Source organism: Terribacillus halophilus, from assembly GCF_900101385.1.
In the GTDB taxonomy this organism is placed as follows: Bacteria; Bacillota; Bacilli; order Bacillales; family Amphibacillaceae; genus Terribacillus; species Terribacillus halophilus.
The window spans coordinates 67,697-92,648 of sequence record NZ_FMZB01000005.1 but is presented as its reverse complement, the minus strand read 5'-3'; the positions used below and the strand labels follow the sequence as shown (position 1 = coordinate 92,648).

Genomic DNA, 24,952 nt, shown 5'->3' with positions numbered 1-24,952 from the left:
TTAATTTCGGAGGTGAGAATATGAATAAATGGAATCAATCCTATGGTTTCCTGCTTGGAAAAGTGCTGCAGCAGATGGAAGAGAAATTTGCTGATGGCCTTGTTCCCTTTCAAATCAATGCCCGGCAATACGGCGTTCTCTTATATATCGAAGAAAATCCCTATTGCTCCCAAAAGGATATTTCAGACAATCTGCAAATCGACCGCACAACGATGGTCAGTCATATCGATCACTTGGAGAAGCTTGAATTTGTCGAGCGGACCAAAAATCCGACTGACCGAAGATCTTATAGCCTGCTTATTATCGAAAAAGGCAAAGAAGTCCTGACTTCCCGCTGGGATAACCTAACAGAAGTTGAAGCAGAAGTCCTATCTCCACTTGATGCGCAAGAAAGACAATCATTAAAAGACTTTCTCATCAAAGTATGGAAGACATTATAAAGGAGCGGATATATATGAACGCACTCGATTACTTTAACGCACGTCTGGAAGCAACCATTAGCCCAATGGATTATATGAAAGCAAGCAAAGCTGATCCCAACAAATACATGTTAATCGATGTCCGAAATGGTCCTGCACATGTAAGGAATGTAACCATTCATGGTGCAGCAATTATACCGCAGCAAGAACTAGCCGATCGTCTGAGTGAAATACCTAAAGACAAGGAAATCATCCTTTATTGCTGGGATGTCTGGTGCAACACGGCTGCTAAAGCCGCGAAGGTTTTACTGGAGAATGGCTTTAAAGTAAAAGAGCTGACTGGCGGCATTACCGCATGGAAGGAACTGGACTTCCCTGTCTCTACTTTAACGGAGGAAAAGGCTTTGCCTGATGATTGCGGATGCTGATTAACTGCATGATTTAATAGTCTGATGGGTGCTTCTAAAAAGTAACAGCTATTATGAAGCACCCATACTTCTCTCCCAGCAAGGTTAACTTGCTTTAAGTGCTGCCCTTTCTTTACTATAGAAAACTCCCTCTAAGTAAAACTGATAAGAACATGATAGCACGTTCCCTTTTTTATCAGTCTACCTAGAGGGGATATTATCAGACGAATTTTCTCTGACCTCTTTTTCTGCTTATTTGCTTTTAACTTCTTTTGTATCGAAAGCGATCTTTTGATCCTTACCTGCAATGGTACCCAAAAAGGCGATACATAAGGCGGCGATCATCAGGATAATGAGCGGTACCATCCAACCATTCGTCTTTTCCGCGATAGTACCAAGCAGAAGTGGTCCCAAGGCCGCAACCAAATAGCCAACGGATTGCGCCATACTTGATAGCTGGGAAGATTCCGCAATTGAATTGGTCCGCAGCACAAAGAACATCATGGCTAAGCTGAATGCTGTTCCTGCACCAACTCCCGTCAGTATAAGCGGTGCGATGATAAGATGAGAGGAAATAAACATCACCCCTACTAAACCAAAGAAGAATAAAAGACCCGCAATACAGCCAATCAATCGCTGGCTTTGCATTCTGCCGGCAATGATAGGTGCGATGAATGTAGTCGGAATCAACCCTAGCTGATAAATGGCAATGAGCCAGCCTGCTTCACTTTCGTCGAATCCTTTGGACATTAATATATCCGGCAGCCATGTAAACAAGCTATACGGTATGAAAGATTGCAGCCCCATGAATAGTGTCACTGCCCATGCAATTTTCGACTTAAATATTCCTCTAGATGGCTTGTTCTCTACCTTCACAAACACTTTCTTTTCCGATGAACGTGTTGCAGGCAGCCGAAGCAATAATATAATGAATGCGATTAACGAGAGGACACTCCATATTTGCATCGCATTTCGCCATCCCAGCATCGGGATGGATGCTATCGGAACGGAAATGCCCGAAGCAAGTGCACCGAAAATATTCATGGATACAGAATATATGCCGGTCATGAGCCCGATTTGATACGGGAAACTGGACTTGATCAAACCTGGCATCAACACATTACCAAACGCAATCGCCATTCCAAGCAAAAGCGTGCCAAATAACAACAGCGGAAGACCGGCCAGAGCCCGAATAAAAATGCCAACAGTCAGCATACACATAGCAGCTAACAGCGTTAACTCGATGCCGAATTTGCTCGATATTTTAGGCACCAGCGAAGAAAAAACACCGAATGCAAGCAACGGCAAAGTATTCACCAGACCAATCATCGAGTTGGAAACGTCCAATTCCTCTCTAAAGAAAGGTATCAGCGGCCCAACCGAAGTGAGCGGTGAACGTAAAGTAGCAGCAATGAATAGAATTGCTAGTATCAATAACAATGTATAATAACGTTTATGCGTATTGGTATTAGATCTGTTCACATAAAATATCCTTCCTAAGTAAGATGCAATAATTCATCAAAAAAATCACTATAAATTAACCCCCAATATGTACTAGGGGATCATTATATCGCTCCCAGCATGAAGAAGTATACAAACTCTAATAGTATCACCATAAACTCCATTTGGATACTGTCCATGGATGTTACTCTCATCATCCTCCTCTCTTTAAGTGAATAAATACCCCAGGATCGGCATTCATACCAATCTTGGGGTATTCGTTCATGTTAGTTTTATTTTATTGAATACAGTTGCTTACAAGCAGCTAATCTCTTCTAAGCTTTAATGCTCGATCTTTGAAAAAGCTCTACATGTTCTTTCAAAAATCCAACATACCTATCGACTTCCTCCATTGTAGAATATGGAGAAATTGTAAAGAACTTATGGGCATACAAGGATATCCTCTTGTTTGAATTTGCCGCTCGAACGAGACATTGCTTTTTCGTGTTTCCAAAGAAAATTGTATCACGTTCCGCACCGATGACCTCTGCAAATGCATCGTTGAATTGATTAATTTCCAGCATCTCTTCAATAGGTAAAAGTCCGTTTATTTCATCATCCCATTTACTTCGCTCCGGATAGAAGCGGAATGTTGTAACTGGGGAGATGTCATTTGTTATTGCCACATTTGGAATTTCTTGCAGCAGTTTCTTACGGAAAGCAATATTGACACGTATATAATTGGCTAAAAGCTTTTGATAGCCTTCCATCCCCAAGGCTGATAATGAAGCATATATTGCCAATGCACTTCCCATTCGCGAGCACTCCAGCGTGTAGCCCGTGTGATAACTGCCGTAGCCTCGATTGCCAACATATGGGGTTTCAGCTGCATCTAAATCAACATATTTAAGATACTCCCTGTTTTTTATCAAAAATAAACTCGTGATATACGGGGTTTGTCCAAGTTTATGAAAATCAAAAACCATACTATCCGCAAGTTTTATATGCTTAAACTTCTGTTGATAGGATTTCAATACCTCATTTACATTGTCTTCAAATTGCAGTGGATTACTTCCGAAGTCGTAATCATTAAAGAAACTATACATGCCTCCCATAGCAGTGTCTGCATGTATATAGATTGGCTCAACGCCATATGTACGCTCCAAGTCTTCCGCTAGCTGCTTGATGCCTGCAATATCATCAATCCCGAAAGTGTCCGTTGTTCCCATTGTGGCAAGAACGTAAAGTGGAACACCACCATTAGAGATGACATTTACCATTTTTTCTTTCAGGTCGGCTAAGTTCATGGAATGATCGGCATTAGCTTTTACACGTATCATATTTTCTACACCTATTCCCGTTGCCTCTACTGACTTATACAAGCTGTAGTGAGATAACTCTGAACAAAAGCAATAGAGATTTTGAGGTATACCATTTTGATTGGAGTCTGGGGCGTATCGAGCTATGGCAAGACGTAAAGAGTTAAAAACAGCACCTTGTCCTCCCCAAGTTGTATATCCTGCACTGATATTCTCGTCGTATCCAACTAGCTTGGATAACATACTCGTTATTTTGACTTCCGCGGCAGCCGCTGCCGGCCCCTCCACATCCCACAGATTGTTTCCATTGACCAGTACAGCTACAAAATTCCCGATGATACTGGATATATTTGGAAGCGGAGCTGCATTGGCTACATAATTTCGGTTGACATACCTGTGTCCTTCTACTAATTCTAGAAGTTTCTGGATTACCTCTTTCATGGGCATTCCTTGTGTTGGAACAGCTGCTTCCTCAATCACACGATTATAGTAATCCTCTGTGTAATCAGGCATTTCACCAAGCGATAGTTTGTCAGGATCCTTTAACTCATCTATTTTTGTTAATATTACATTCAAATAGGACAGTAACTCTGCTCTTTGGTCATCATTTCCGTCCATACTGGGAAATAGCTTTTGGATTTCTCTCATTGTTTTATCTCCTCGATTATTAGTAAAGCCGCCTTGCCAAGAAGATTCTGTACATCTTTTTATCCAAGGACAACTGTGGGTGTATTCTGTTTTAAAAAACCTTCTTGAAAAACAGATTAGTGTTTGAATCTGTTTTCAAGAAGGTTCACATCTGCGTTCGTCCGATACAAAATTCTGGCTTTGGATCGGCAGGATAGTTACCTTTTCCTTTAACTCGCTTTCACTTCATCTGTTTTAACATCTTCATTCTCTTCTGATAGTGTGCCTACTCTATTTTGATGGTTCACAAGGTTCTTTGCTTCATCAACAAGCTTTTGAATGGTATAAAGCTCATCATCATTAATCTCAATGAGTTCTTCAAACATTTCCACAGATTCGCGAGAGATAGCAGCGATTTCAACGATTGTTGCCATGATTTGCTGAGAAGCGGCGGACAATTCTTCCGTACTTGCAGAAGAGTTTTCGTTATTTTCAGCAATGATTTTTGTCGTGGCTAAAATCTCTTCAAACATATTGCCGACCTCTACAATGTTGGCATTCGTATCTTTAAATTCTTCTGTTCCATGATTCATCGACTGAACAACTGTTTCTGTTTCTTCTTGTATATTTTTTACGATATTGGATACTTCTGAAGATGATTGACGAGTCTGTTCTGCCAATTTTCGTACTTCATCTGCTACAACGGCAAATCCTTTTCCATGTTCTCCGGCGCGAGCAGCTTCTATGGCTGCATTCAATGCCAGCAAATTAATTTGCTCAGAAATCTCTGAAATCACTTTAACAATACTGCCGATCTCATGAGATTTCTCTCCGAGTTTGTTGATAGCTTCTGAGGTTGTATTCACCGTTTGATTGAATTGATTCATTTTTTCCAAGGAATGTTTTAGTTTCTCATTTCCTTCTTGTGTCAGTTCAAGCGTAGTAATCGATTGCTCTGAAATCTGATTGGATCTAGTTGATAAGTTTTCTATCGACTGTGTCATTTCTTCCATGGACGCAGCACTTTCTTCCGTGGCTGCTAGTTGTTTTTGTAATCCTCTGCCTACCTCGTCAATTGCAGCTCGGACAATATCAGCTTGCTCAGCTGCATATTCACCAGTTTCAGCAAGATTTTCCCCTTTATCATGAATATCTTTTGTAAATGATTCTAACTTCTGTTTTATTCGGCTGAAATTCTCCCCGCCGCGATTCATGATTCTCTCCTCATCACTATCTGAACTGTTCACTGCAGATATCTCTTTCATATCAGCTAATAATTCTCTATCAAATTGTGTATGACGTTTCAATGCAACATATTGGTAAGCAAAGTAAACTAGTGCTATCAATAGAATGACTATTATACCTATCAAGTAAATTTCCATGCTAAATTAAACTCCTGCCTCCTGACGATTGAATCAGGATAATTTATTTTAAAGTTCCCTTATTATGATATATGTCCCATCTGCTACATCTACAGGGATGCCCTGCAGTTTGTCGTTATCTTCATACTTATGAACAATATGGTTACCTTCGAAATCTTTATATTTTTTCATGTTGTGGTACTTTTCCATCACACGAATCGATTTCGGATTAGTCGCTTCACCCACTATTGCCTTCAGCCCCTGCGATGCTGCTTTTGTAATCAATTTATTTCCTAATTGCATAATTACTTCATGACGATCCTGTTCAGCTATCACACCCAGCATGAACAGGTGTAACAGATCTCCATCGGCAATATCTTTGCCGCTGCGTTTTTGGTAGTCTTCGATGAATCGTTTGTCTACGTCCTCCAGTACATGAAGGATGACGTTCATATCATAGAAAGAACCTTCGAATACATCTTCACCAATAATTTCCGGTGCATTGGTGTCACCCGCAAGCACACCCACAACATGATTATCAGAGTCTAAAGCGACTGCGCAATATCCTTGATCTACAGTTGAATCCAAATAATCTTTCGTAAAAGCATAAAAATCTTCATACTCAATATTCAACTGTCCAACCATCGGTTCTTGCACCCATTTCCCTTCCACATCTACTCCAATAAACGTACGGGCAAGACATTCAGCGGCTTTCTGGATCAGCTCCGTTTGGTCATTCGTTAAAATTTCATATGTATATAATTCTTGTGTTGCTTGCATGATATATTCTCCCTTTCAACAACAAATTTTACAGGCCGAACACTACCTAGATTGGTCTACTCTATCTATCATTTTTCCTGTGAATTCAATCCTTTCAAGCGCATTTCTGATTTGCACTTGCGCAATTTTAGAAGATGGTTTTATTACAATGGTATCCTTAAACCCTAAAGTGGAGTAAAATTGCATTGTTTGCTCTAACTGCGATACAACTTTGGATGGTACTGGCGTTTGATGCGTCCCATCGACGACAAACGTATAATCTTTTTTAGAGACTTTACCGATCGTCTCCTGTAAATCAACCATATATCCTTCGGCATCTTCTTCCCTCATCAATCCATGCACTTGTACACGTACTTCTTTGGAACTTTCCTCAATCTCCATCTTGTATTTCTTTTTATCTACGACTATCATCTTGTTAACTCCCTTTACTAAAGTCTGTTCTACCTAGTAACTAAAACTTGAGTGTGAAAAAAAGGCTATCCTTACCAACAAGGATAGCCAATGAGCATATAATACTTGGCAACCCGACTGTCATCATCCATATGGATATAGACTCGTAGCTTTGCGTCCCTATCTTTTGATAAGTTTGCCTGTTAGATTCTAAGATTATAGTACTAAATACACGCAAACATACCCTCGCATACCCTTATGCATTATAAATTACCTATATACCTTTGTCTAATTATCACTTCTAATCCATTTAATAGGTATAATCAGTCGCCCATGAGTACTCTTCGACACGATCGCAGGTCCACTTTACTAGATACCAAAGAACTACTCCTCTTATATCGGTTAACCACGGAGAATTTAAATATAGAAAGTATTAATTGCTCAATTTTTCTAGGCATTCGCCCAGTCCTTTAGGCAATGACCTACATATCGTACATGGAAAGCAATGGAGGTAAACATATGACCAATTTTTATTCTTTCCAAGGAACCGTAACGATGATTAATGATTTTATGGGGAATGGCCGAGCCGACGGCTGCTATAAATTCTTCACTGTCGAAAATGAAACTGGATCGATCGTGAACTTTGTTGTATCCCCTACGACTTATTTCGTTGATCATAGCATGATATCCGTAGGCGATCGTGTGACTGGCTATTATGATGGAGATGCTCCTGCGATTCTAATTTACCCTCCACAGTTTCCAGCACTTGTTATGGTGAAGGAAAACCAGAATCAGAATGTAAAAGTCAGTTTTTTTGATAATCAGCTGGTGAGCAGTGATGGACAATTACAGCTGAATATTTCGCCATATACACCATTAGTACTGACGAACGGGCAAGCTTTTACAGGAAATCTAGCGAATCGCGATTTGATTGTGGTGTATGGACCAACTACGAAAAGTATTCCTGCACAGGCTACTCCGTATTGGGTAATTGTTTTGTGTAAAAGTTTATAAATGACAGTCGAGCTTACACGGAATACATCCCTCTCTTTTAAATCATCCAAAAAAACTATAAACTATCGATAAATACACGCTATCGGAGAGGGACTACATATGAACTACAATCACGCACGCGCTACCCTGCAAGAAAGACTCACTTCTCACAAAATGGTTGCCTCTGTAAAAGAGCCGAAGCATCTAGAAAAAGCAATTAAGTATAAAGATAACATCAGCGCTGTCTTATTGATGACAGGTACCATCCTGACCGTGCGAAAGTATGTCGAATTCATCCAATCACATGGTCTGCCTGTCATTTTGCATGTGGAGAAAATCGGCGGGCTGGAAATGGACCGGGACGGGATAGAATTTGTCAAACGGAATGTGCAGCCGCATGCGATTGTGACGACACGAAATGGTGTTATCAAAAAAGCAAAAGCCAGCGGACTCGTCGTAGTTCAGAGAATCTTTTTAATTGATACGGAAGTTTATACGAATCTGCTCAAAGACGTTAGTCGCATCCAAGCTGATATCATTGAAATTATGCCATGCCGGGCACCCGACTTTCTCCAAAAGATATCAGCAGTTTCTCCGGTGCCAACCATTACAGGCGGCCTGCTCAATTCTATCGATCATGCGCAGGATGCATTAAAACATGGTGCACTTGCCGTAACCACGTCCAATCCGGATATGTGGAAAATTGACCTGAATAGTTTGTAAATGAAAGATTTACACTACATTCATACTAATCTAACACTTGGACATTATTGTATAAGTATAAAGTGAATAGAAACGGTGCGAACAGAGAGACCTCAAATTTGATGTATAGCAACCTATACATTGTATTTGAGGTCTCTTTTCGCTTTCTGCCGTTAATTTCAGGAGGTGAAGAAGAACAACTCTGTTCCTTATACTGCATAGAAGTCCTGACTTACAAACCATTACGAAAAGGAGATCTTAGAAACCATGAAATTATTCGTAAAAATGTGCAGTGTTCTCACCATCATCTTGTTATTGGTAGCTTGCGGAAACTCGAGTAGCGCTGCCAATGGCAAAGATGGAAAGACAGTCATTGAATACTGGCATGTCAATGCAGAAACACAAGGCGGAAAAACAGTAGAAGAGCTCGTGAATAGCTTCAATGAACAAAGCGATTCTGTGGAAGTCGTCGCCAAATATAACCCTGACATGTACAAAGGACTGATGCAAAACCTGCAAGCAGAAGCGGCTTCTGGTAAATCACCAGCTGTAGTACAGGTTGGCTGGTCCTTCCTAGATTATTTTTCCAATAACTTCAGCTATGTAGAACCTCAGGAAGTCATTGATCAACATTTTTCGGACGATGAATCATTCTTGAAAGATAACTTCCTTCCAAACGTCATGGACTTGGCCAAAAATTCAGATGGTTCACAAGTGGGGATTCCTTACTCCCTAAGCACACCCGTTCTGTACATTAACAAAGATATGCTGAAAGAAGCAGGACTCAATGAAAACGGTCCGAAGACATGGGAAGAAGTGCGGGAATTCTCCAAAGTGATCAAGGAGAAAACCGGTAAATACGGGTTCTATATGCAGGAACCTGCTGATAACTGGGCTACGCAGGCGCTATTGGAAAGTAACGGTGCCCGCATGCTGACGGATGGACAAGCTTCATTTGCTTCCAAAGACGGCATCGAAGCGTATCAATTGCTGACAGATATGGTTGTGGAGGATGAAACGGCACTTCATGTTCCTTGGGATCAAGGTGTTCAGAGCTTTATCGATGGAAATGTTGCCATGGCTTATACAACGATTGCCCGTCGCTCACAAATACAGGAAAACGTTCAATTCAACGCTGCTGCTGTTACTTCCCCAGCTTGGGAAGGAAAAGAGAAACGTCTGCCGGCCGGCGGTGCCATGTTAGCCATCACCGCTCAGGAAGAGGACCAGCAAAAAGCGGCATGGGAATTCATGAAATACTTGTACAGCGTGGAATCCATGGCAAAGTGGACGGAAGGTACTGGTTATGTCCCGCCACGTAAGGATGTAGCAGAAGCTGAAGATGGTCTGAAAGACTTCTTAGCAGAAAATGAAATGATGCAAGCAGCTATCGATCAAATGGATGGCGTCGTGCCTTGGACTTCCTTCCCTGGAGATGCAGGCTTGGAAGCTGAGCAGAAAATGCTTGATATCCGTGATGAAATCCTCGGCGGTAAAGTGGATGTAAAAGAGGGGCTGACCTCTACTGAAGAAGAAATCAACACACTGCTGAAAAAATAATGCCATGCTGTCTCTTCTTTTAGGGAGCAGCATCTCCCTAACTTACCAGAGTATCCCCCTGCTCAGGTTCGTTACGGAATGACTGCTCCCTTTTATAAGAGGCTTTAAGAAAACAAACATGCGGGATGTGGAATTGTTGAAAATCACCTTAACGAAAGACCATTGGAAAGCATATTGCTTACTGGTCCCTTCTCTGATTGTCTTTGTACTATTCATGTTTTGGCCTTTCATCTACACTATCTATCTGAGTTTTTTTGATTGGAATATGGTGAAACCGACGAAGGAGTTTGTCGGGTTTGCCAACTATAAGGATATCCTGTCAGATCCAATTACATATAAAGTGTTTGGCAATACGATTTTTTATATCGTTTTATTATTATTGATCAATCTTTTTGTTCCTTATATATTCGCCTTCGTCCTCGATGTCGTATTGAAACGATTCAAGAATTTCTATAAAGGAGCGCTTTTTTTACCGTCTGTTATTTCACTGGTTGTCGGTTCAATCTTGTTTACCTGGCTGCTTAATCCCGTCTCCGGACCTGCCGCCATCATTCTGGGCTGGTTTGGAATCGAGATGCCGATTTGGAGCAAGATGGATGGCTGGGTGATTGTCGTCTTGAGTGTAATTACTTCTTGGAAAGTTTTCGGCTATAACTTCATCGTGCTCTATGCCTCCATCAATGGTGTCCCGAGGGAAGTGATCGAAGCAGCCAGATTGGATAATGTGCCTTTATGGAAGATATTCATCCATATCATACTGCCAATGAGCAGTGCTACAGGCATTTATGTCTTGATCATCACCATCGTCCAAGGACTGCAGTATGTTTTCACACCGATCAAGGTCATCACCCAAGGCGGACCGAACTATGCCAGCTCCAACGCGATTTACCAGGCCTATCATGAGGCCTTCGTTTTGTACCGGACAGGACATTCCGCTGCCTTGTCGATTCTGACGATGCTGATCTTCATCATTCTGCTTATTTTGGAATTCAAGTTTGTCGAAAGAGGTATCCATTATGAAAACTAACCGCTTTGCATCGATACCTTGGCATATATTATTCATCGGGCTGATCATCATCCTGATTTTTCCGATCATCTTTGCGATTGGAACGTCTTTCAAACCATTACAAGATGCATATAACAATGTACTAAATTTCATCCCTATCAGCCCCACACTGGAAAACTATCAAACTTTCTTTGAAAGTCTGGATGTCGTCAAGATTACTTTTAATACGTTTATCATTGCAGCCACCGTTACGTTATTTAAAGTTTTCACCTCGTTCCTGGCAGCATATGCATTCGTCTTTTTCCATTTCAAAGGCAAGAACATTCTGTACTTTGTATTGATCAGTACAATCTTCATCCCCTTTTCCGTCACCATGATCCCGAATTATTTGGTCATCTCCGACCTTGGACTGGCTGATAGTGTATGGGGTGTCATTTTGCCGCAGCTGGCTGATGCAGTCGGGATCTTCCTGCTTCGTCAATCGATGAAAACAATCCCTGTTTCACTCATCGAAGTAGCCAGACTGGATAATCTGGGACATGCGCGCATCATGAAAGACATCGTGCTTCCATTAGTGAAGCCAGCGGTCACGTCGACTGGAATTTGGTTCTTCATTCTGTCGTGGAATGAATATGTCTGGCCGGTACTCATCTTGAAGACGGTCGATAATTATACATTGCCATTGGCCCTGCAAATGTATATCAGCTCTGAGGGCGGCACCAACTTCACGGTTGCCATGGCCGTTGCTGTCATTACGATGATCATACCATTGACATTATATTTGCTGTTCCAGCGTTACATCATTGGAACGTTTACTTCATCAGGAATTAAGTAAAGGGCGGGATATCATGAAGGAAATCCGATTTGAACATGTATCTAAATCATATGGCAAAACAGAGGTTGTGAAAGATTTGAACTTAACCATCAAGGAAGGAGAACGATTAATCCTGCTTGGTCCGTCTGGGTGTGGTAAATCCACCACATTGCGCATGATTGCAGGGTTAGAAGACGTTACATCCGGATCTATTTATATGGATAAGCAGAAAGTGAATGACGTGCCCAGCGGAAAAAGAAATGTGGCCATGGTGTTTCAAAATTACGCCTTATATCCGCATATGAAAGTGATTGATAACATTACGTATGGATTGAAAGTGAAAAAGATGTCTGCAGATGAAATCAAGCATCGCACAGATGCCGCCCTGGAGATGCTGCAATTGAAACAATACAAAGATCGTTTGCCAAAGGATTTGTCCGGTGGGCAGCGGCAACGGGTTGCCCTCGCCAGAGCAGTTGTGAAACAAGGCGATTGCTTCTTGCTGGATGAACCTCTATCAAACTTGGATGCCCAATTACGTGTGTCTGCCCGGAAAGAATTAGTCAAGATTCATGAAACCTTCAAGCAAACACTTGTATATGTGACCCATGACCAAACAGAGGCCATGACAGTCGGCGACCGGATCGCCCTGATGTATCAAGGGAAGCTCCAAATGGTCGATACGCCGGATAACGTATACCATCGCCCTGCTAATATCTTCACTGCCAAGTTCATTGGTTCCCCGCCGATGAACGTAGTCGATGCAGACTTTCAGCAGGACAAGCTCCTATTTAACAAGCAAGCGCTGCAGTTGAGCCCAGAATGGAGTCGTTTCATTCAGGAAACCGGAGCAACTGAACTGGCATTCGGCACCAGACCTGAGCATATTCACTTAAGTAAGATACCACTCGATAACAGCATCACAGGTCAGGTCAAACAAGTGGAGAACCACGGCAGCAGCTATGGTGTTTATCTCGATGTGGAAGGCCAAGAATGGATCGCCATGAGTGAGACGAAAAACTGGCTGCCGAATGAAACAGTCCATATAGAAATACGGATGGATAAGATCCACCTATTTGATAAAGAAACAACCAATTCCATCGGTTATCCGAAAAACTTTTATGGAGAGTGATGTACGATGAAAAAAACTATTTGCTATTCTGATCTGGCTCTATTATCCAACAATCTATTGCACAATATCGATACACTGATTGAATATGGCGCAGACAAAATTGAATTACTCATGGACGGACCAGAGTGGAACGCAATGGAAAACTTGTTCCAGGAACTTGCACAAAAACTGCTCTCCATTCCTGTCGGTTATACCATTCATCCACCAGCCTGGGATATCAACCTGACAAGTGAGAATTATGCAACACGGGAAGTCGCTTTCACTGAATACAAAAAAGCGATCGAATTCGCTGGCTCCATCCAGGCAACACACGTCGTCATCCATCCCGGATTCTGCTTCTCACCTGTGTTTGATAAACAAATAGCACAGTTGCGGGCCAAGGAATACATCAGCGAGCTTTGCCGAATTGCCAAACCATTACATGTAAAGCTGGCAATCGAGAACGTCGGCTATAACGGCAGCTCCCTTTTCACACAAGAAGAATTCACAAAATTCCTCGCTGATATCGATGAAACAGCAGGATTCCTTATCGATACGGGACACGCCCATTTAAACAATTGGGATATCCCGCGATTGATAAACGAAACGAAAGACCGTTTGCTTGCATTGCATCTTCACGATAACGATGGAAAAGGTGATACACATCTGGTCATTGGCGACGGTACAATCGAATGGGACCCCATCTTCACAGCCATCCGTGAAGATGCACCACATGCTGAATTGATCCTGGAATATGCACCAAACACACCATTAGAAAAACTTCAAGAAGGAAAAGACCTGCTGCAAAGCAGAATAAAAGCGAATCTTGAGCTCAAATAAACTAAACATCGACGACTTTGACGCCTATTGCTTTGACTTGGATGGAACCATTTACGTCGGGAATCAACTTCTTCCCGGCGTAAAAAATACAATCGATCTATTAAGAAAGCATGACAAAAGCATACTTTACATTACAAATGGACCAACACGAACAAGAGAAGAATGCCAACAACTGCTATGCGACCTTGGATTGCCAACAAAACTGGAAGAAGTCATAACCTCATCCTTCTTGGCTACTAGTTACTTTATGGATGATCATCCTGACGCTTCTGTTTTCATTGTGGGAGAAGCAGCCATTGCCAAAGAGTTCGCAGCTTACCCTTTGCGAATTACCGGAGATCCGTTGAAAGCCACACATGTACTGGTTGGATTGGACCGAGCCTTTACATACGACAAATTGAATACCGCGATGACAGCCGTACGCAATGGTGCCAAACTTATCGCAACCAACCCCGATCCAGCCTGCCCAGTTCCTGGAGGATTTATCGCCGACACACTGGCAATTGCCAAAGCAATTGAAGTCGCAGCTGGACACAAAATCGATGACATCATCGGCAAGCCATCAGCCTATTACATCCAAAAGGTAATGGAACACTTGAATGTTCCAAAAGACAGATGCTTGATCATTGGCGATCGGCTTGATACTGATATTGTGATGGGGAAAAATAATAATATCAGCACTTGTCTCGTATTGACCGGCTCATCCAGCCTCCAAGATATGGAGACAACGAAAATAGAGCCGGATTATGTAATAGATGATCTATATGGACTTATTGGGGACACTGCGGTGCATACTTGATGGTGTAATAAAAAGCTTCAGACTGGATTGCATAAAGGTCTGAAGTTTTTTTCATGTTAATATATGCCGCCTGATTAAAACTTAACATCAAATGACTGGGAGTCTTTGTTTACCTCCCACCTGTAGAATTGCTGGCAGAAAGGGGTAAAGATTCTCGTTCATAATATATGGTTTGCTGATTTTAGGAATATAGATTTAAATCATAATAGGGGAATTATGTAGAGGAAAAGTATGAAATCACGGTAGAAATGACTCCATCAGGTATGCTTGCTCGTATAATTAAAATAAACATAACCCAACTGAGGAAGAACAACTGAAACCCCATTTTTATTTGCTTCCTATTGGAAAAGCGCAAGCTATTGCCCTCCTGTCAGCAGTTCGTTACATGCTCACCTTAATCTCTCAGGGTCATCAGCATACCATTCTGTATAACCACAATCGCTGCAAACTACAGGATTTACACGCGTAGTTTTCTTATTGGAGAACAACCCTTTTCCCTCCGGATTCTTAACGACTATTCCAGCCAAACCTTCATCGGTATAACATGTGATCATCCGATTTTTACATTTTGGACAAATGATAAAATCACTCCTTCTTAAAATATGTTCTGCTCTCTGTACGAAACAAGTTGAAGTTAGTTTCGTATAAAACTAAAAGGCATTCCACAGCGGAACGCCTTTTCAAGCTTCTATATGTTATTCAGACTGCTCTTTATCTTCCTCTGTATCGTCGGATTCCTGTTCTTCGATTTGATCATCATCAGCTGGATCCTCATCATCATTATTACATGCCGCCAACGTCAGAACTGATACCATACCCAATGCCACCATCCATTTTTTAAGCATGGAAACCTCTCCCTTTTAAGAAATTAAGGTACATAAGTAAGATACCAGAAGCCTGTTAAGGAAAGGTCAATTCATTGTAAACAGGCTGTTAATGCGAACGATCATTATTGACGCTAATCGACATTATTATAAATCATAAACCTGGAATGGAGCTAACCACAGTTTAATCTGTTTATGCTTTTTGACTAATTTGAATTGCCTTTATTTGTTGATATATACCGCGCATATTAATCTAAAAGGAATTAAAGAATTACTGTGTGTCGGGATACGGATCGGGTTACATTAGCGATGTTACTTGTTTCAAATGTGTTACCAATTCGCTTGTTACCCCATAGAAGCTTACGTTAACAATCACTATTCCGGACCCGTATTCCATTTTTTTGCATTTAAATCAATAAAGATAAGATTTCAAGGCAACCAGTATGCTTATTGCGATAGGGTTTATATCTAATCATATAAGGATGCTATTTCTTTAAATGTAATGGTGGCTTTTTGCGTTTTCATATTAGCAACTTGATCGCTAAAATTTCGTACAATAGTAGGTATCTTCTCTAACGCTCTTCCGTTGATTCCGGTATCTCTGCTGCTTCTTTTATTGGTTACATCTTTCATCGTATCAATCACTTTTCCTTTTTGATCTTCTCCAACGAGAATGTTATTGGCAAGCTTATAAAAGACTTGATCTTCATCAAGAATATCTTCCACTTTACTTTTTAATACTGCTTTCTTGTAGCTAAAATCTTCCTCGGGGATCAAAACGATAGATTCTTGAATAGAGAATTCAGACATTCATATCCTCCTCGACAAATCAAACAGTGTTGATACTTCTTCGTCCTCTTTGAATAAATCTTCAATTGCTTTTCGATAATTTTCTATATAATTAAAACCAGTATCTACGGAATGTTTCATATCGGCTATCTCTTCATCAAGATCCGCTTGCTCTAAGGGGAGAATTTCGTGTAGTACATTCACGGAGCTAATTTTATAAGAAGGGAATCTGTATTGTCCAAGCTCATATGCGTAGCTACTGGGACTGGATTCTACATTATAGATTTCATGCATAACTTTCCATCTTTGATCTTTATAAGCGAACTCTATTTCATCTCTTACAAGCGTCTCTAATTCGGTAATAAGAGTTTGCTTGACCTCTAAAGAAGTTACACCTTGTGTATACAACCTCAGAGCAGCAGACATATTCACTTTTATCGGATCCCCGCCTCCAGTATCTGATGTGAAAACAAGGTCTTTCCCGACATAACTCCTATTTCCTTCTGCTAGTGCATTAAGCATTTCGGTGATGCTGTGACTTTCCACAATGCCTTCTAAACTTTCTAGGGTGCCGCTTTCCTTTATTCTGTCCAGGATATTAGGGATCTTATAATATAGAATTGCGGCAACAGCTGCTAATCCAGTATCTCCTATCCCTCTGCGAATCTTATCGAACCAACCATCTTCATTATGCATATCCACATTAAAATCCACCGCATCATTTAATCGAGTTAATTCTTTTTCTAAGTTGGTCAACTCTTTTATCATTACATCCTTTTGTTCCTTAGATATATACCCATATTCATATAAGCTATTAAATATCTCCTCGGAATTCTCTTCGATTAAACGTATATTTTCTAATACAACAGGCAAATTGTCTTGTAACCCTTCCATTGTTTCATCTACTTCGTCGGGATAATTAATGTACCAAGCTCCAACTCCTACAGCATTATAGGATTTCAGGTTAGTTATATTGACACCAAGAGCTTCATTTAATCCCTGATTGAAACCACCTTTTTGATTTCCTCTTGAGAAAGCAGCTGCAAGATTTCTCAAATCATTGACCTTAGAATCTGGTATATTATCTATCAATTCTTTAAGCCCGGATACCTCTGGGTTTGTATCTACCATTGTTGTGTTATCAAATGGGACAAAACCAAATTTCTCACTTATTAGATACAGCGGGTCATCTTCAGATACAGTATTAGAAATAGTAACCTGAGCATCACTATAGTAGTCCTTTGTAAACCCTTTCAAGTCAGCAAGAGGAATTTTATCAATTTCCTCAATTCTTTTGATATCAAACTCCTTTCTTACTGCATTATAAAATTTAGCATCGAAGCTGATTATCTCGTAAGGTGAAAAGGTTAGACCATTTACTCCGTAGACTTCATCAAAAGCTTCTTCTGACAAACCAGTCATAGAACTATTATGGAGGCCTAAAGAGTGATTGAAAGAAATGACTTCACCTTCATCGGGATTAAAATCGAAATGATCTTTCGCCTCAATAACAAAGGTCCTAGCAGCTTCAGCCTGATCAAACTTCTCGTTCGCAAAAGGGCCTTCTACATTGTATAACCAGTCTGATCCACCCTGGGTACCTTGCGATATAAGATATAGATTTTTTTCTTCGCTGTAAGAAACTGTAAAAGCTGTGCCATCGTAGCTGGAATTTATCCCTTTTATTTTTTCGGAATCAGAAGAGTGATACATCTTAATTTCCCCTTCAAACAGCTCTCCAGTTTCTTCTAGATAAATAGTTTTAAATCTATCACTAAACTCTTGCTCATCCATATTTTCATACTCGGCGTCAACAAGTCTCATCCATATATTAGAGGAAGTAATCTGATCTAATGACACATAGTTCACTCCTCTTCAGGCAAGATCTTTATTGTCTTTAAAATCTCTAAAGCACTTTGTTTCGCTTTTTCTTGTTCTTTCTTACATTCATCCTCATTAAGGTCATCTCTACAAGTCATATTTGTGAAAACTTGTATTTCTTGATGATTATCGTTCCAAACTAATGTAGCTAAGAATTCATCTGCACCATCCTGATATTCCGCTATTTCAGTGTATTGATTGCTAATTCCCGTATCCATTGTCTTAAAATCGAGCTCTTCCCCTGTGCTCCCTGCCATACTTTCTTTCGTATATTTTATCTCTCGCGTAAAATTGAAGTATTTAAATAAGTGGTTCGTAAATACTTTACTATTCATATCAGCGCTAGATATCTCAAACATTTCACCACGATTTCCGTCTGCAATTTGATGGCTTTTTTCACCCACAACCATATTTTCAGGAAAGTCCATCGTTATTGTGCCGATTTCCGACTTGAACGGGTAATATCCTTCTCTAACGGGTTCGGTGGATATTAAAAAATTCTCGGTAAATTGATCATTGAATGCTGCCACATCCGGCTTGGATTCAACTTCATTTTGGTTTCCATTTCCCGAACTTTGATTAGAACCATCGTCATCTGACACGCCGCATCCTCCCATAATTAAAGTGGTTAATATGAGGGCAATTACAATTCTAATTCTCACGTAGCATAACCTCCAAAATGGGTATTGCTGCAGCCATTAAAATTATATAAAACATCCCCATACATTCCCAGATATTTGATGTAGAAATCTTTAAAACACTCCTTTTGTCCAAGGTTAAAAGGACCTGATTCAGTATTATTTTTTTGTAAGGTATGACAATAAAACTGGTCTATTGGACACTATCTTATAAACGTCGTAATCACCCACTTTTATTTTCGTTCAACTATATGGATGCAATAATCAATATATTGATTGGAACCATTTCCGTTGATTACCCTACATCCTCCTACAATTAAAGTTGTTAACATGAGAATTCTAACAATTGTTAACCTCCTAACCTCTAATTTTTAAAATTTTCATTTGATATATGCACGTTGTCTCAAGGGCCTCACTTAAATGAACAAATTCTTGGTGCATGGATTGGTAGTTCTGCCATCCATCACAAAATAAAAAACCGCCCTTAAGGACGATTTGATCTATACCTATTGCTAAAGCAAAATGTTCGCATGTCTTTCCTTACAAATATTCTTAAGAACTATTCCCTTAGAACTCACCTAATAAATTTCTCATATGAACTTTATGCAAACCCCAACGACAAATTATAAATCAAAACCCATTCTCCATTAACCATTTCATAATGCTCTCTTCTCTTTCCTTCCTATCGCCTTGCTGTGCATCAAATTTACCTATCTTCTTCTGTGAAACAATGTCTCCATCTACCATAAACAGTATTCTTTCCGTTTTTGCTGCCACCTTTACATCATGTGTAACGAGCATTACCGTTGTCCCGTTTTTATTAATCTGTGCAAGAATTGACATAATTTCTTCTGTCGATTGGGAGTCTAATGCTCCGGTCGGTTCATCTCCAAATAGGATATCCGGATCATTTATCAATGCTCTGCAGATGCCCACCCTCTGTAGCTGCCCACCAGATCCTTGTGTGATATTGTGATTGGCAAGCTTTTCAATTCCTGTCATTTTCATCAGCTTTTTTGCTCTTTGGTTCACTGCATGTTTATCCGCATCTGTTGGTACAAGTGCAGGAAACATAATATTGTCAATCAACGACAGATTCTTCAATAGATTAATATCCTGAAAGATAAAGCCCATCGTTTTCAGTCGAACCTTTGCCAATTCTTCTTCTTTTAGACTGCCGATTTCCCGGCCTTTAAACTTTACACTCCCAGATGTCATTCGATCCATACCACTTATATTATATAGCAGTGTTGATTTCCCGCTTCCGGATGGTCCCATGACCGATACGAATTCACCTTCTTTTACTTCTAAATTTACATCTCTTAAAATAGGAAGCTCATTCTCTTTTCCTAATGCTACTTTTTTGGTCATACTTTTTGCTTCTATAATATTAGTCACCTATATTCCTCCTATCCTTTTCGTAATATCAGCTTCTTAAAACGACAGATAAATCATCTTTTACTGCTACCCTACAGGACATAAATATCGTCAATCCAACGGCTATCATCAGTGCTAACGGACAAAGCAGCCAAGTCTGCCAGATAATATGAACAAATTTAATTTTTGCCGCTCCCATAGAGGACATGGCCATGCTTACAAGAATTTCTCCTAGGAAATTCGCAGCCAGAACTCCAAGTATGATCCCCAATAGCAGCACCATCAAATTGCCTGCCATATATTGATGACTAATTTGCTTTGAAGTTAATCCTATACTCCGCATGATGGCAATCTGGGACATATCCTTTGATAACAACATTCGAAGGAATAATGCAGTGATTAATACAGCGATGATGATCGCGATGGCGATTCCGCCTATCACGACTGTCCCCATCTGATCGATGATATTACCAAGCGTCTGCTGCGTATATTCTTTGATATCATTTACCTGCGCCGTGCTGTAAGCATTCTGGTAATAATCCATTTTCCCCCTTACATCAACGCCTTCAGCCAAATCCAAACTCACGATATACCAAAGAACGGCCTCTTCATTTACCCCAAGACTCGTATGCGCCTTTGCTGTTTTTCCTCCATTTGTAATATCCTGATAAATACCTGTAACTGTTAACGTCTGTTCTTCCCCGCCAGCCCTGACGGTTACTTCATCTCCTACTTTCTTGTTTAATCCATCTTTTGCAGCATGGGCTAGTGATAACGAGATCTCTCCTTCTCCCTCCGGCGCTCTGCCTTCCAGAAATTTCAACGGAAACACGGAAAAATCTCCTATTTCAATATTCATATTGTCCCAGGTACCTTCTGCGTTTTTGACCTTGTAGGAACTTGTGATGTAGGGTGCATACTTTTCAATATCCGAATCATTCTGCAGTTCTTCCTGCAGCTTGTTGAAATCTTCTGTAATGGAATCTGTCCTTCGAAGATCGATTCTCATATCCTGTTTTCCTATCCCCATATAGGAGGAAAATTCAGGTGAATTCATGGTGTTATACATATTTACAGGAAGTATGACAATGAACGTACATACGATAAAAATAACAAGCAGCAGCCTGTATAACTTGAATCGTTTGCCTACATCCCGCAGCCCCATGTACATATTCGTGCTGAAAAATTTGTTTTGTAGCAGCGGGAAACTGTATCTTCGGTTCTTTCCACCCTCCATGATATCTGAACGTAAAGCTTCCACCGCAGAAATCTTATCGATTCTCTTCAATACTTGCTTGCAGTACATCACAATCATGAAATACACAAGTAATGGAGCTATAAGGGATAGAATATATTTTAAGCTTCCTGATAAATCGGAAGCTATATAAAGTCTCATATTACTGTTTAACAGATTTACCACTGCAAAGGACATAAGATAACCGATAATACCGGCAGCTGCTGAGATGACGCTGTATTTGTTAAGATAGACCTTTTTTATATCTTTTTTGGATATCCCCATTGCTTTCATAACACCGATTTCCCTGATATCTTCATCAATCGTTGCCAGGAATGTAAGTCTGATACAGAGTGAAGCAATCACAAGAAGCAGAATGCTTATAAATATAATGACGAGCGCAACTATCATATCCGACATGCTATTAAAAATCGCAAATATCTTACCTTCCAATATAGGACCGTTTGCCGGAAGACCTGCTTCATTGTAGGCAGTCTGAACAGCAGCAGGATCTCCGGTTTCATTCAGCTTGAATTCGATCAGATATTCCAGTTCCCCAGCCTGCATTTTTAGCATTTCATTATAGTCATCCTGATTTATCACAAACCTTTTCGAAGAAGTAAGGGGAGAGTTCATCTCAAAATCCCTTGCATAATCAGAAATGACAAACGCCTTCTCATACCAGCCGCTTTTCACCGTAATCGTATCCCCAATTTCTAAATCATGTTGTTCCATGAAATAGATGGGAACAGCTACGAAACCTTCCTTCACGTCCAGCTTTTCATTATCCAGATCCACTATAAAATCAAAATGCTTATTCTGGACCACAAATGAAATATCCTGTATCGTCCCAGCCATCGTTTGATTTTGACCAAAGTGAATATTACTTCCATCAATATTCTGCAGAACCATCGTTTCCTGCATCGCTATATGGTCACGGTATTGTTCTGTAAATTGGTCAATCTCCGCTTGGTCATATTCCCCGGCATGCATCACCGTCATATCAGCTGGCACTGCACTTACCTGAAAGCTTGATATACCCTGAATCAGATTGGCAATGTTATGAATGGCACTGGCAGCCAAAATAACGGCCATTGTGATGAATAGAAATACTGTCATCGTTACGATTTTGTTTCTGATGAAGTCATTCTTTACCATTTTCAAAAACATGATTTTACCCCTTCCAGCAACGATACTTTTTTTCTAATCTATCCTTGTCTCCATCACTTTTTGTCATTTCTTCAGATGATAATTTCCAGCTACTTCTAAGTGAACGTGACCTGAATGATTATCAATTGTACTAATATAATCATACGAAATGGTATTTATTTGAAGAACCTGATGGAGGCTGATTAATTACTACGCCCCCAGCCTTATTTTTGTAAGTTGACTATTGAAGGATATTGAAAAAATTAGAAGGGTAAAAAGCATAAGGAGAACGATTGCTATAACTGCAACTGACAATCACAAAGAATTTATTGGTGAACTAATGAGTACGTGGAATCACATTGGGGAATTACAAAAAGAAGCCTTCCACAAGTTCACTCAACTCATGGAAAGCTTCCTTTTATAACGTTTCACTTTCACCTTACATAGGGATTAAACTGCTTATTACATCACACATTGCCCCCATATCAGGCATGTTGTCGCCGACGTTTTCTCTTGGCTTGTCAACTACTTGCTTCAGTAGTTAAGAACCTAGCTGCTAGGGGGCTTCGCTTGGAGTGCGAAAGAATTTAGGTTCATTTCAACTTTAACCTTCTTTAACTCCTGATGGTGTTAGTTGTTTTTCATTTGAATATATACTTAACTCATTACCTTTATAAATACGACTTTTAGATAATTAAATTCCGGATAATTGTGCGGTACTGTAAAATCTTCCGGCAGTTGGTGTTCTTCTAGAATCTTGTAACGTGTGTTAGATTCCGTAAATGCTTTATCGATAAATGATTTAAACTTCTTCATATTGAAGCTTGCGTTATTTGTGGACGCAATAATAATTCCACCTTGATTTGTAATTTTCAAGGTGTCTTTTAGCAGCTTCGGATAATCCTTCGCAGTACTGAATGTTATTTTCTTTGTCCGCGCAAAGCTTGGCGGATCCAGAACGACAACGTCAAATTTCAATTCATGACGGGCCGCATATCGAAAGTAATCAAAGACATCCATCACCTTAATATCCTGCGCTTCATAATCAATTTCGTTAACCGCAAATTGCTCAATAGTCTTAGGCAGGCTTCGTTTTGCCACATCCACACTAGTTGTCTTTATCGCACCGCCAAGAACTGCCGCTACAGAGAATGCACCTGTATAAGAGAAGGTATTTAAAACCGTTTTTCCTTTTGCGTAATGGTCACGTAATGCTTTTCGTACCTCACGTTGATCCAGGAATATCCCCGTCATGGCACCATCATTTAAATCTACTGCATATTTCATCCCGTTTTCCAAAACGATCAAAGGAAATTCTCCCTTTTCACCTGACACATAATCATCTTGTTCCACGTATTGTCCGTTCGTATTAAAGCGTAATTTCTCATATAGACCACGAACTGTTACCACTTTACTCAAAGCTTGATATATATCATCACGGAAAGAATAAATACCTTCACTATACCAGCTCACCATATAAAAGCCATCATAGAAATCAATGATCAATCCGCCGATACCGTCTCCTTCCCCATTAAATACACGGAAAGCAGTGGTATCTTCGGTTTCATATAAATTCTTACGTTTTGCAACAGCTTCACTAATTTTCTTAACGAAAAATTTCGTATCGATTTTTTCCTGTTCTTTGCGTGTTAAAACCCAACCTATACCTTTATTTTGTAAACCGTAATATGCTGTTCCAATATACTTGCGGTTGGAATCAACCAAGCGCAAGATGCTTCCTTCAGCCATTGTCATTCCTGCAGTATCGATTGCTTCTTTTGTGAGCAGCGGATAGCCATTCTTCATATCTTTAACCGATTTCGGTTTTACTTTTATTTCTACTAACTGTCTCATTTTGTCATCCTTACTTAAATTGGTGATTTAATTATGCCATTGTTTAAGAAATTAAGCGATATTAGTATCTTATCTAATCTCTGTACAAGAAATTCTCTGTTAGTCCAAGTTTCAGGACAGGTTTTATATAATGTTTAATTCTAATCTTTCGCTTATAATTCGAATAGGAAAAAAAATCATACAATGTAAGGGGCATTTTGACATGAGAGATAGAAATAGCGGTTATGGTTATTGTCCGAATGATGAGGCTTGTCCAGTAGAATATACACTTGATGTGATCGGCGGGAAATGGAAAGGTGTACTGCTATATCATTTAATTGAGGGACCGAAGCGCTTCAATGAATTCCGAAGAATATGTCCGGGCGTCACACAGCGCATGCTGACGCTTCAGCTTCGGGAACTGGAGGAAGATGGCGTGGTTCATCGGGAAGTATATAAGCAAGTACCTCCAAAAGTGGAATACTCATTAACCGATTTCGGCAAAACATTGATTCCTATCATTTCTTTAATGAAGAATTGGGGAGAAACGTATAAACAATCTGTGTGAAGCATTTAACTGTCAGCATAGCTGGCAGTTTTTTTACCCTTCAATAGTATAAAAATTTATACTATCCAACATAAATGTGCGTACTTACGCT

Annotated in this window: 23 protein-coding genes and 1 riboswitch; of the genes, 11 read left to right on the top strand and 12 right to left on the bottom strand. The window is 40.1% G+C overall.

The features are described from left to right. Positions 1 to 20: 20 nt before the first annotated feature. Together BLQ53_RS10140 and BLQ53_RS10135 are read left to right on the top strand one after the other, a co-directional pair. Positions 21 to 440 carry a MarR family winged helix-turn-helix transcriptional regulator gene (locus BLQ53_RS10140; protein WP_093727198.1) on the top strand — a complete coding sequence of 140 codons (420 nt, stop codon included), beginning with the start codon at positions 21 to 23 and terminating at the stop codon, positions 438 to 440. Between the two features lie 14 nt (positions 441 to 454). Then, the gene (locus BLQ53_RS10135) at positions 455 to 847 is read left to right on the top strand and encodes a rhodanese-like domain-containing protein (protein ID WP_093727197.1); all 393 of its coding nucleotides are present in this window, start codon (positions 455 to 457) and stop codon (positions 845 to 847) included. 231 nt (positions 848 to 1,078) lie between these two features. Here BLQ53_RS10135 and BLQ53_RS10130 read toward each other — a convergent pair whose 3' ends face one another. The 5 genes from BLQ53_RS10130 to BLQ53_RS10110 form a co-directional block, all read right to left on the bottom strand. Beyond that, positions 1,079 to 2,308, bottom strand: a complete 1,230-nt coding sequence (locus BLQ53_RS10130; protein ID WP_093727196.1) for a CynX/NimT family MFS transporter — start codon at positions 2,306 to 2,308, stop codon at positions 1,079 to 1,081. Positions 2,309 to 2,601: 293 nt separating this feature from the next. Next, positions 2,602 to 4,233 (bottom strand): pyridoxal phosphate-dependent decarboxylase family protein, encoded by a 1,632-nt coding sequence (locus BLQ53_RS10125; RefSeq protein ID WP_093727195.1) that lies wholly within the window; start codon positions 4,231 to 4,233, stop codon positions 2,602 to 2,604. Between the two features lie 209 nt (positions 4,234 to 4,442). Then, positions 4,443 to 5,594, bottom strand: a complete 1,152-nt coding sequence (locus BLQ53_RS10120; RefSeq protein ID WP_093727194.1) for a methyl-accepting chemotaxis protein — start codon at positions 5,592 to 5,594, stop codon at positions 4,443 to 4,445. A 48-nt stretch (positions 5,595 to 5,642) separates the two neighbouring features. Next, a complete protein-coding gene (locus BLQ53_RS10115; RefSeq protein WP_093727193.1) occupies positions 5,643 to 6,353 on the bottom strand; it encodes a hypothetical protein in 711 nt (236 codons plus the stop codon). A 42-nt stretch (positions 6,354 to 6,395) separates the two neighbouring features. Next, positions 6,396 to 6,764 (bottom strand): hypothetical protein, encoded by a 369-nt coding sequence (locus BLQ53_RS10110; RefSeq protein ID WP_093727192.1) that lies wholly within the window; start codon positions 6,762 to 6,764, stop codon positions 6,396 to 6,398. 104 nt (positions 6,765 to 6,868) lie between these two features. Further along, positions 6,869 to 6,954, bottom strand: a riboswitch (cyclic di-GMP riboswitch). Positions 6,955 to 7,262: 308 nt separating this feature from the next. Between BLQ53_RS10110 and BLQ53_RS10105 the strand changes: the two genes are divergently transcribed. The 8 genes from BLQ53_RS10105 (at position 7,263) to BLQ53_RS10070 (ending at position 14,568) form a co-directional block, all read left to right on the top strand. After that, positions 7,263 to 7,757, top strand: a complete 495-nt coding sequence (locus tag BLQ53_RS10105) for a hypothetical protein (protein ID WP_093727191.1) — start codon at positions 7,263 to 7,265, stop codon at positions 7,755 to 7,757. Between the two features lie 99 nt (positions 7,758 to 7,856). Then, positions 7,857 to 8,459 (top strand): glycerol-3-phosphate responsive antiterminator, encoded by a 603-nt coding sequence (locus BLQ53_RS10100; protein WP_093727190.1) that lies wholly within the window; start codon positions 7,857 to 7,859, stop codon positions 8,457 to 8,459. Positions 8,460 to 8,705: 246 nt separating this feature from the next. Further along, positions 8,706 to 9,998 (top strand): ABC transporter substrate-binding protein, encoded by a 1,293-nt coding sequence (locus BLQ53_RS10095; RefSeq protein ID WP_093727189.1) that lies wholly within the window; start codon positions 8,706 to 8,708, stop codon positions 9,996 to 9,998. Between the two features lie 136 nt (positions 9,999 to 10,134). Beyond that, positions 10,135 to 11,025 carry a carbohydrate ABC transporter permease gene (locus BLQ53_RS10090; RefSeq protein WP_244499321.1) on the top strand — a complete coding sequence of 297 codons (891 nt, stop codon included), beginning with the start codon at positions 10,135 to 10,137 and terminating at the stop codon, positions 11,023 to 11,025. After that, a complete protein-coding gene (locus BLQ53_RS10085; protein WP_093727187.1) occupies positions 11,015 to 11,839 on the top strand; it encodes a carbohydrate ABC transporter permease in 825 nt (274 codons plus the stop codon). Before BLQ53_RS10090 ends, BLQ53_RS10085 begins: the two co-directional genes overlap by 11 nt. 13 nt (positions 11,840 to 11,852) lie before the next feature. Continuing rightward, positions 11,853 to 12,950: an ABC transporter ATP-binding protein gene (locus tag BLQ53_RS10080; RefSeq protein ID WP_093727186.1), complete on the top strand. Its 1,098-nt coding sequence runs from the start codon at positions 11,853 to 11,855 to the stop codon at positions 12,948 to 12,950. Between the two features lie 6 nt (positions 12,951 to 12,956). Further along, a complete protein-coding gene (locus BLQ53_RS10075) occupies positions 12,957 to 13,769 on the top strand; it encodes a sugar phosphate isomerase/epimerase family protein (RefSeq protein WP_093727185.1) in 813 nt (270 codons plus the stop codon). After that, positions 13,756 to 14,568, top strand: coding sequence for an HAD-IIA family hydrolase (locus BLQ53_RS10070; RefSeq protein ID WP_093727184.1), 813 nt, complete (start codon positions 13,756 to 13,758; stop codon positions 14,566 to 14,568). The genes BLQ53_RS10075 and BLQ53_RS10070 overlap by 14 nt, the downstream gene beginning before the upstream one ends. 695 nt (positions 14,569 to 15,263) lie before the next feature. Here the strand turns inward: BLQ53_RS10070 and BLQ53_RS18945 are convergent. From BLQ53_RS18945 to BLQ53_RS10040, 7 genes are all read right to left on the bottom strand, one after another. Beyond that, entirely contained in the window at positions 15,264 to 15,413 is a 150-nt protein-coding gene (locus tag BLQ53_RS18945) for a hypothetical protein (protein ID WP_170829651.1), read from the bottom strand. A 447-nt stretch (positions 15,414 to 15,860) separates the two neighbouring features. Then, positions 15,861 to 16,202 (bottom strand): hypothetical protein, encoded by a 342-nt coding sequence (locus BLQ53_RS10065; RefSeq protein ID WP_093727183.1) that lies wholly within the window; start codon positions 16,200 to 16,202, stop codon positions 15,861 to 15,863. Next, the gene (locus BLQ53_RS10060) at positions 16,203 to 18,041 is read right to left on the bottom strand and encodes a DUF6792 domain-containing protein (RefSeq protein WP_093727182.1); all 1,839 of its coding nucleotides are present in this window, start codon (positions 18,039 to 18,041) and stop codon (positions 16,203 to 16,205) included. Between the two features lie 5 nt (positions 18,042 to 18,046). Further along, the gene (locus tag BLQ53_RS10055) at positions 18,047 to 18,664 is read right to left on the bottom strand and encodes a hypothetical protein (RefSeq protein WP_139180868.1); all 618 of its coding nucleotides are present in this window, start codon (positions 18,662 to 18,664) and stop codon (positions 18,047 to 18,049) included. Between the two features lie 666 nt (positions 18,665 to 19,330). Next, positions 19,331 to 20,098 carry an ABC transporter ATP-binding protein gene (locus BLQ53_RS10050; protein WP_425288296.1) on the bottom strand — a complete coding sequence of 256 codons (768 nt, stop codon included), beginning with the start codon at positions 20,096 to 20,098 and terminating at the stop codon, positions 19,331 to 19,333. A gap of 28 nt (positions 20,099 to 20,126) precedes the next feature. After that, a complete protein-coding gene (locus tag BLQ53_RS10045; RefSeq protein ID WP_093727180.1) occupies positions 20,127 to 22,481 on the bottom strand; it encodes an ABC transporter permease in 2,355 nt (784 codons plus the stop codon). Positions 22,482 to 23,117: 636 nt separating this feature from the next. Then, complete coding sequence (locus BLQ53_RS10040; RefSeq protein ID WP_093727179.1) at positions 23,118 to 24,314, bottom strand: class I SAM-dependent rRNA methyltransferase; 1,197 nt, start codon at positions 24,312 to 24,314, stop codon at positions 23,118 to 23,120. Positions 24,315 to 24,516: 202 nt separating this feature from the next. Here BLQ53_RS10040 and BLQ53_RS10035 point away from each other — a divergent pair, with 202 nt between their 5' ends. Then, positions 24,517 to 24,861, top strand: a complete 345-nt coding sequence (locus tag BLQ53_RS10035; RefSeq protein ID WP_093727178.1) for a winged helix-turn-helix transcriptional regulator — start codon at positions 24,517 to 24,519, stop codon at positions 24,859 to 24,861. Positions 24,862 to 24,952: the final 91 nt, after the last annotated feature.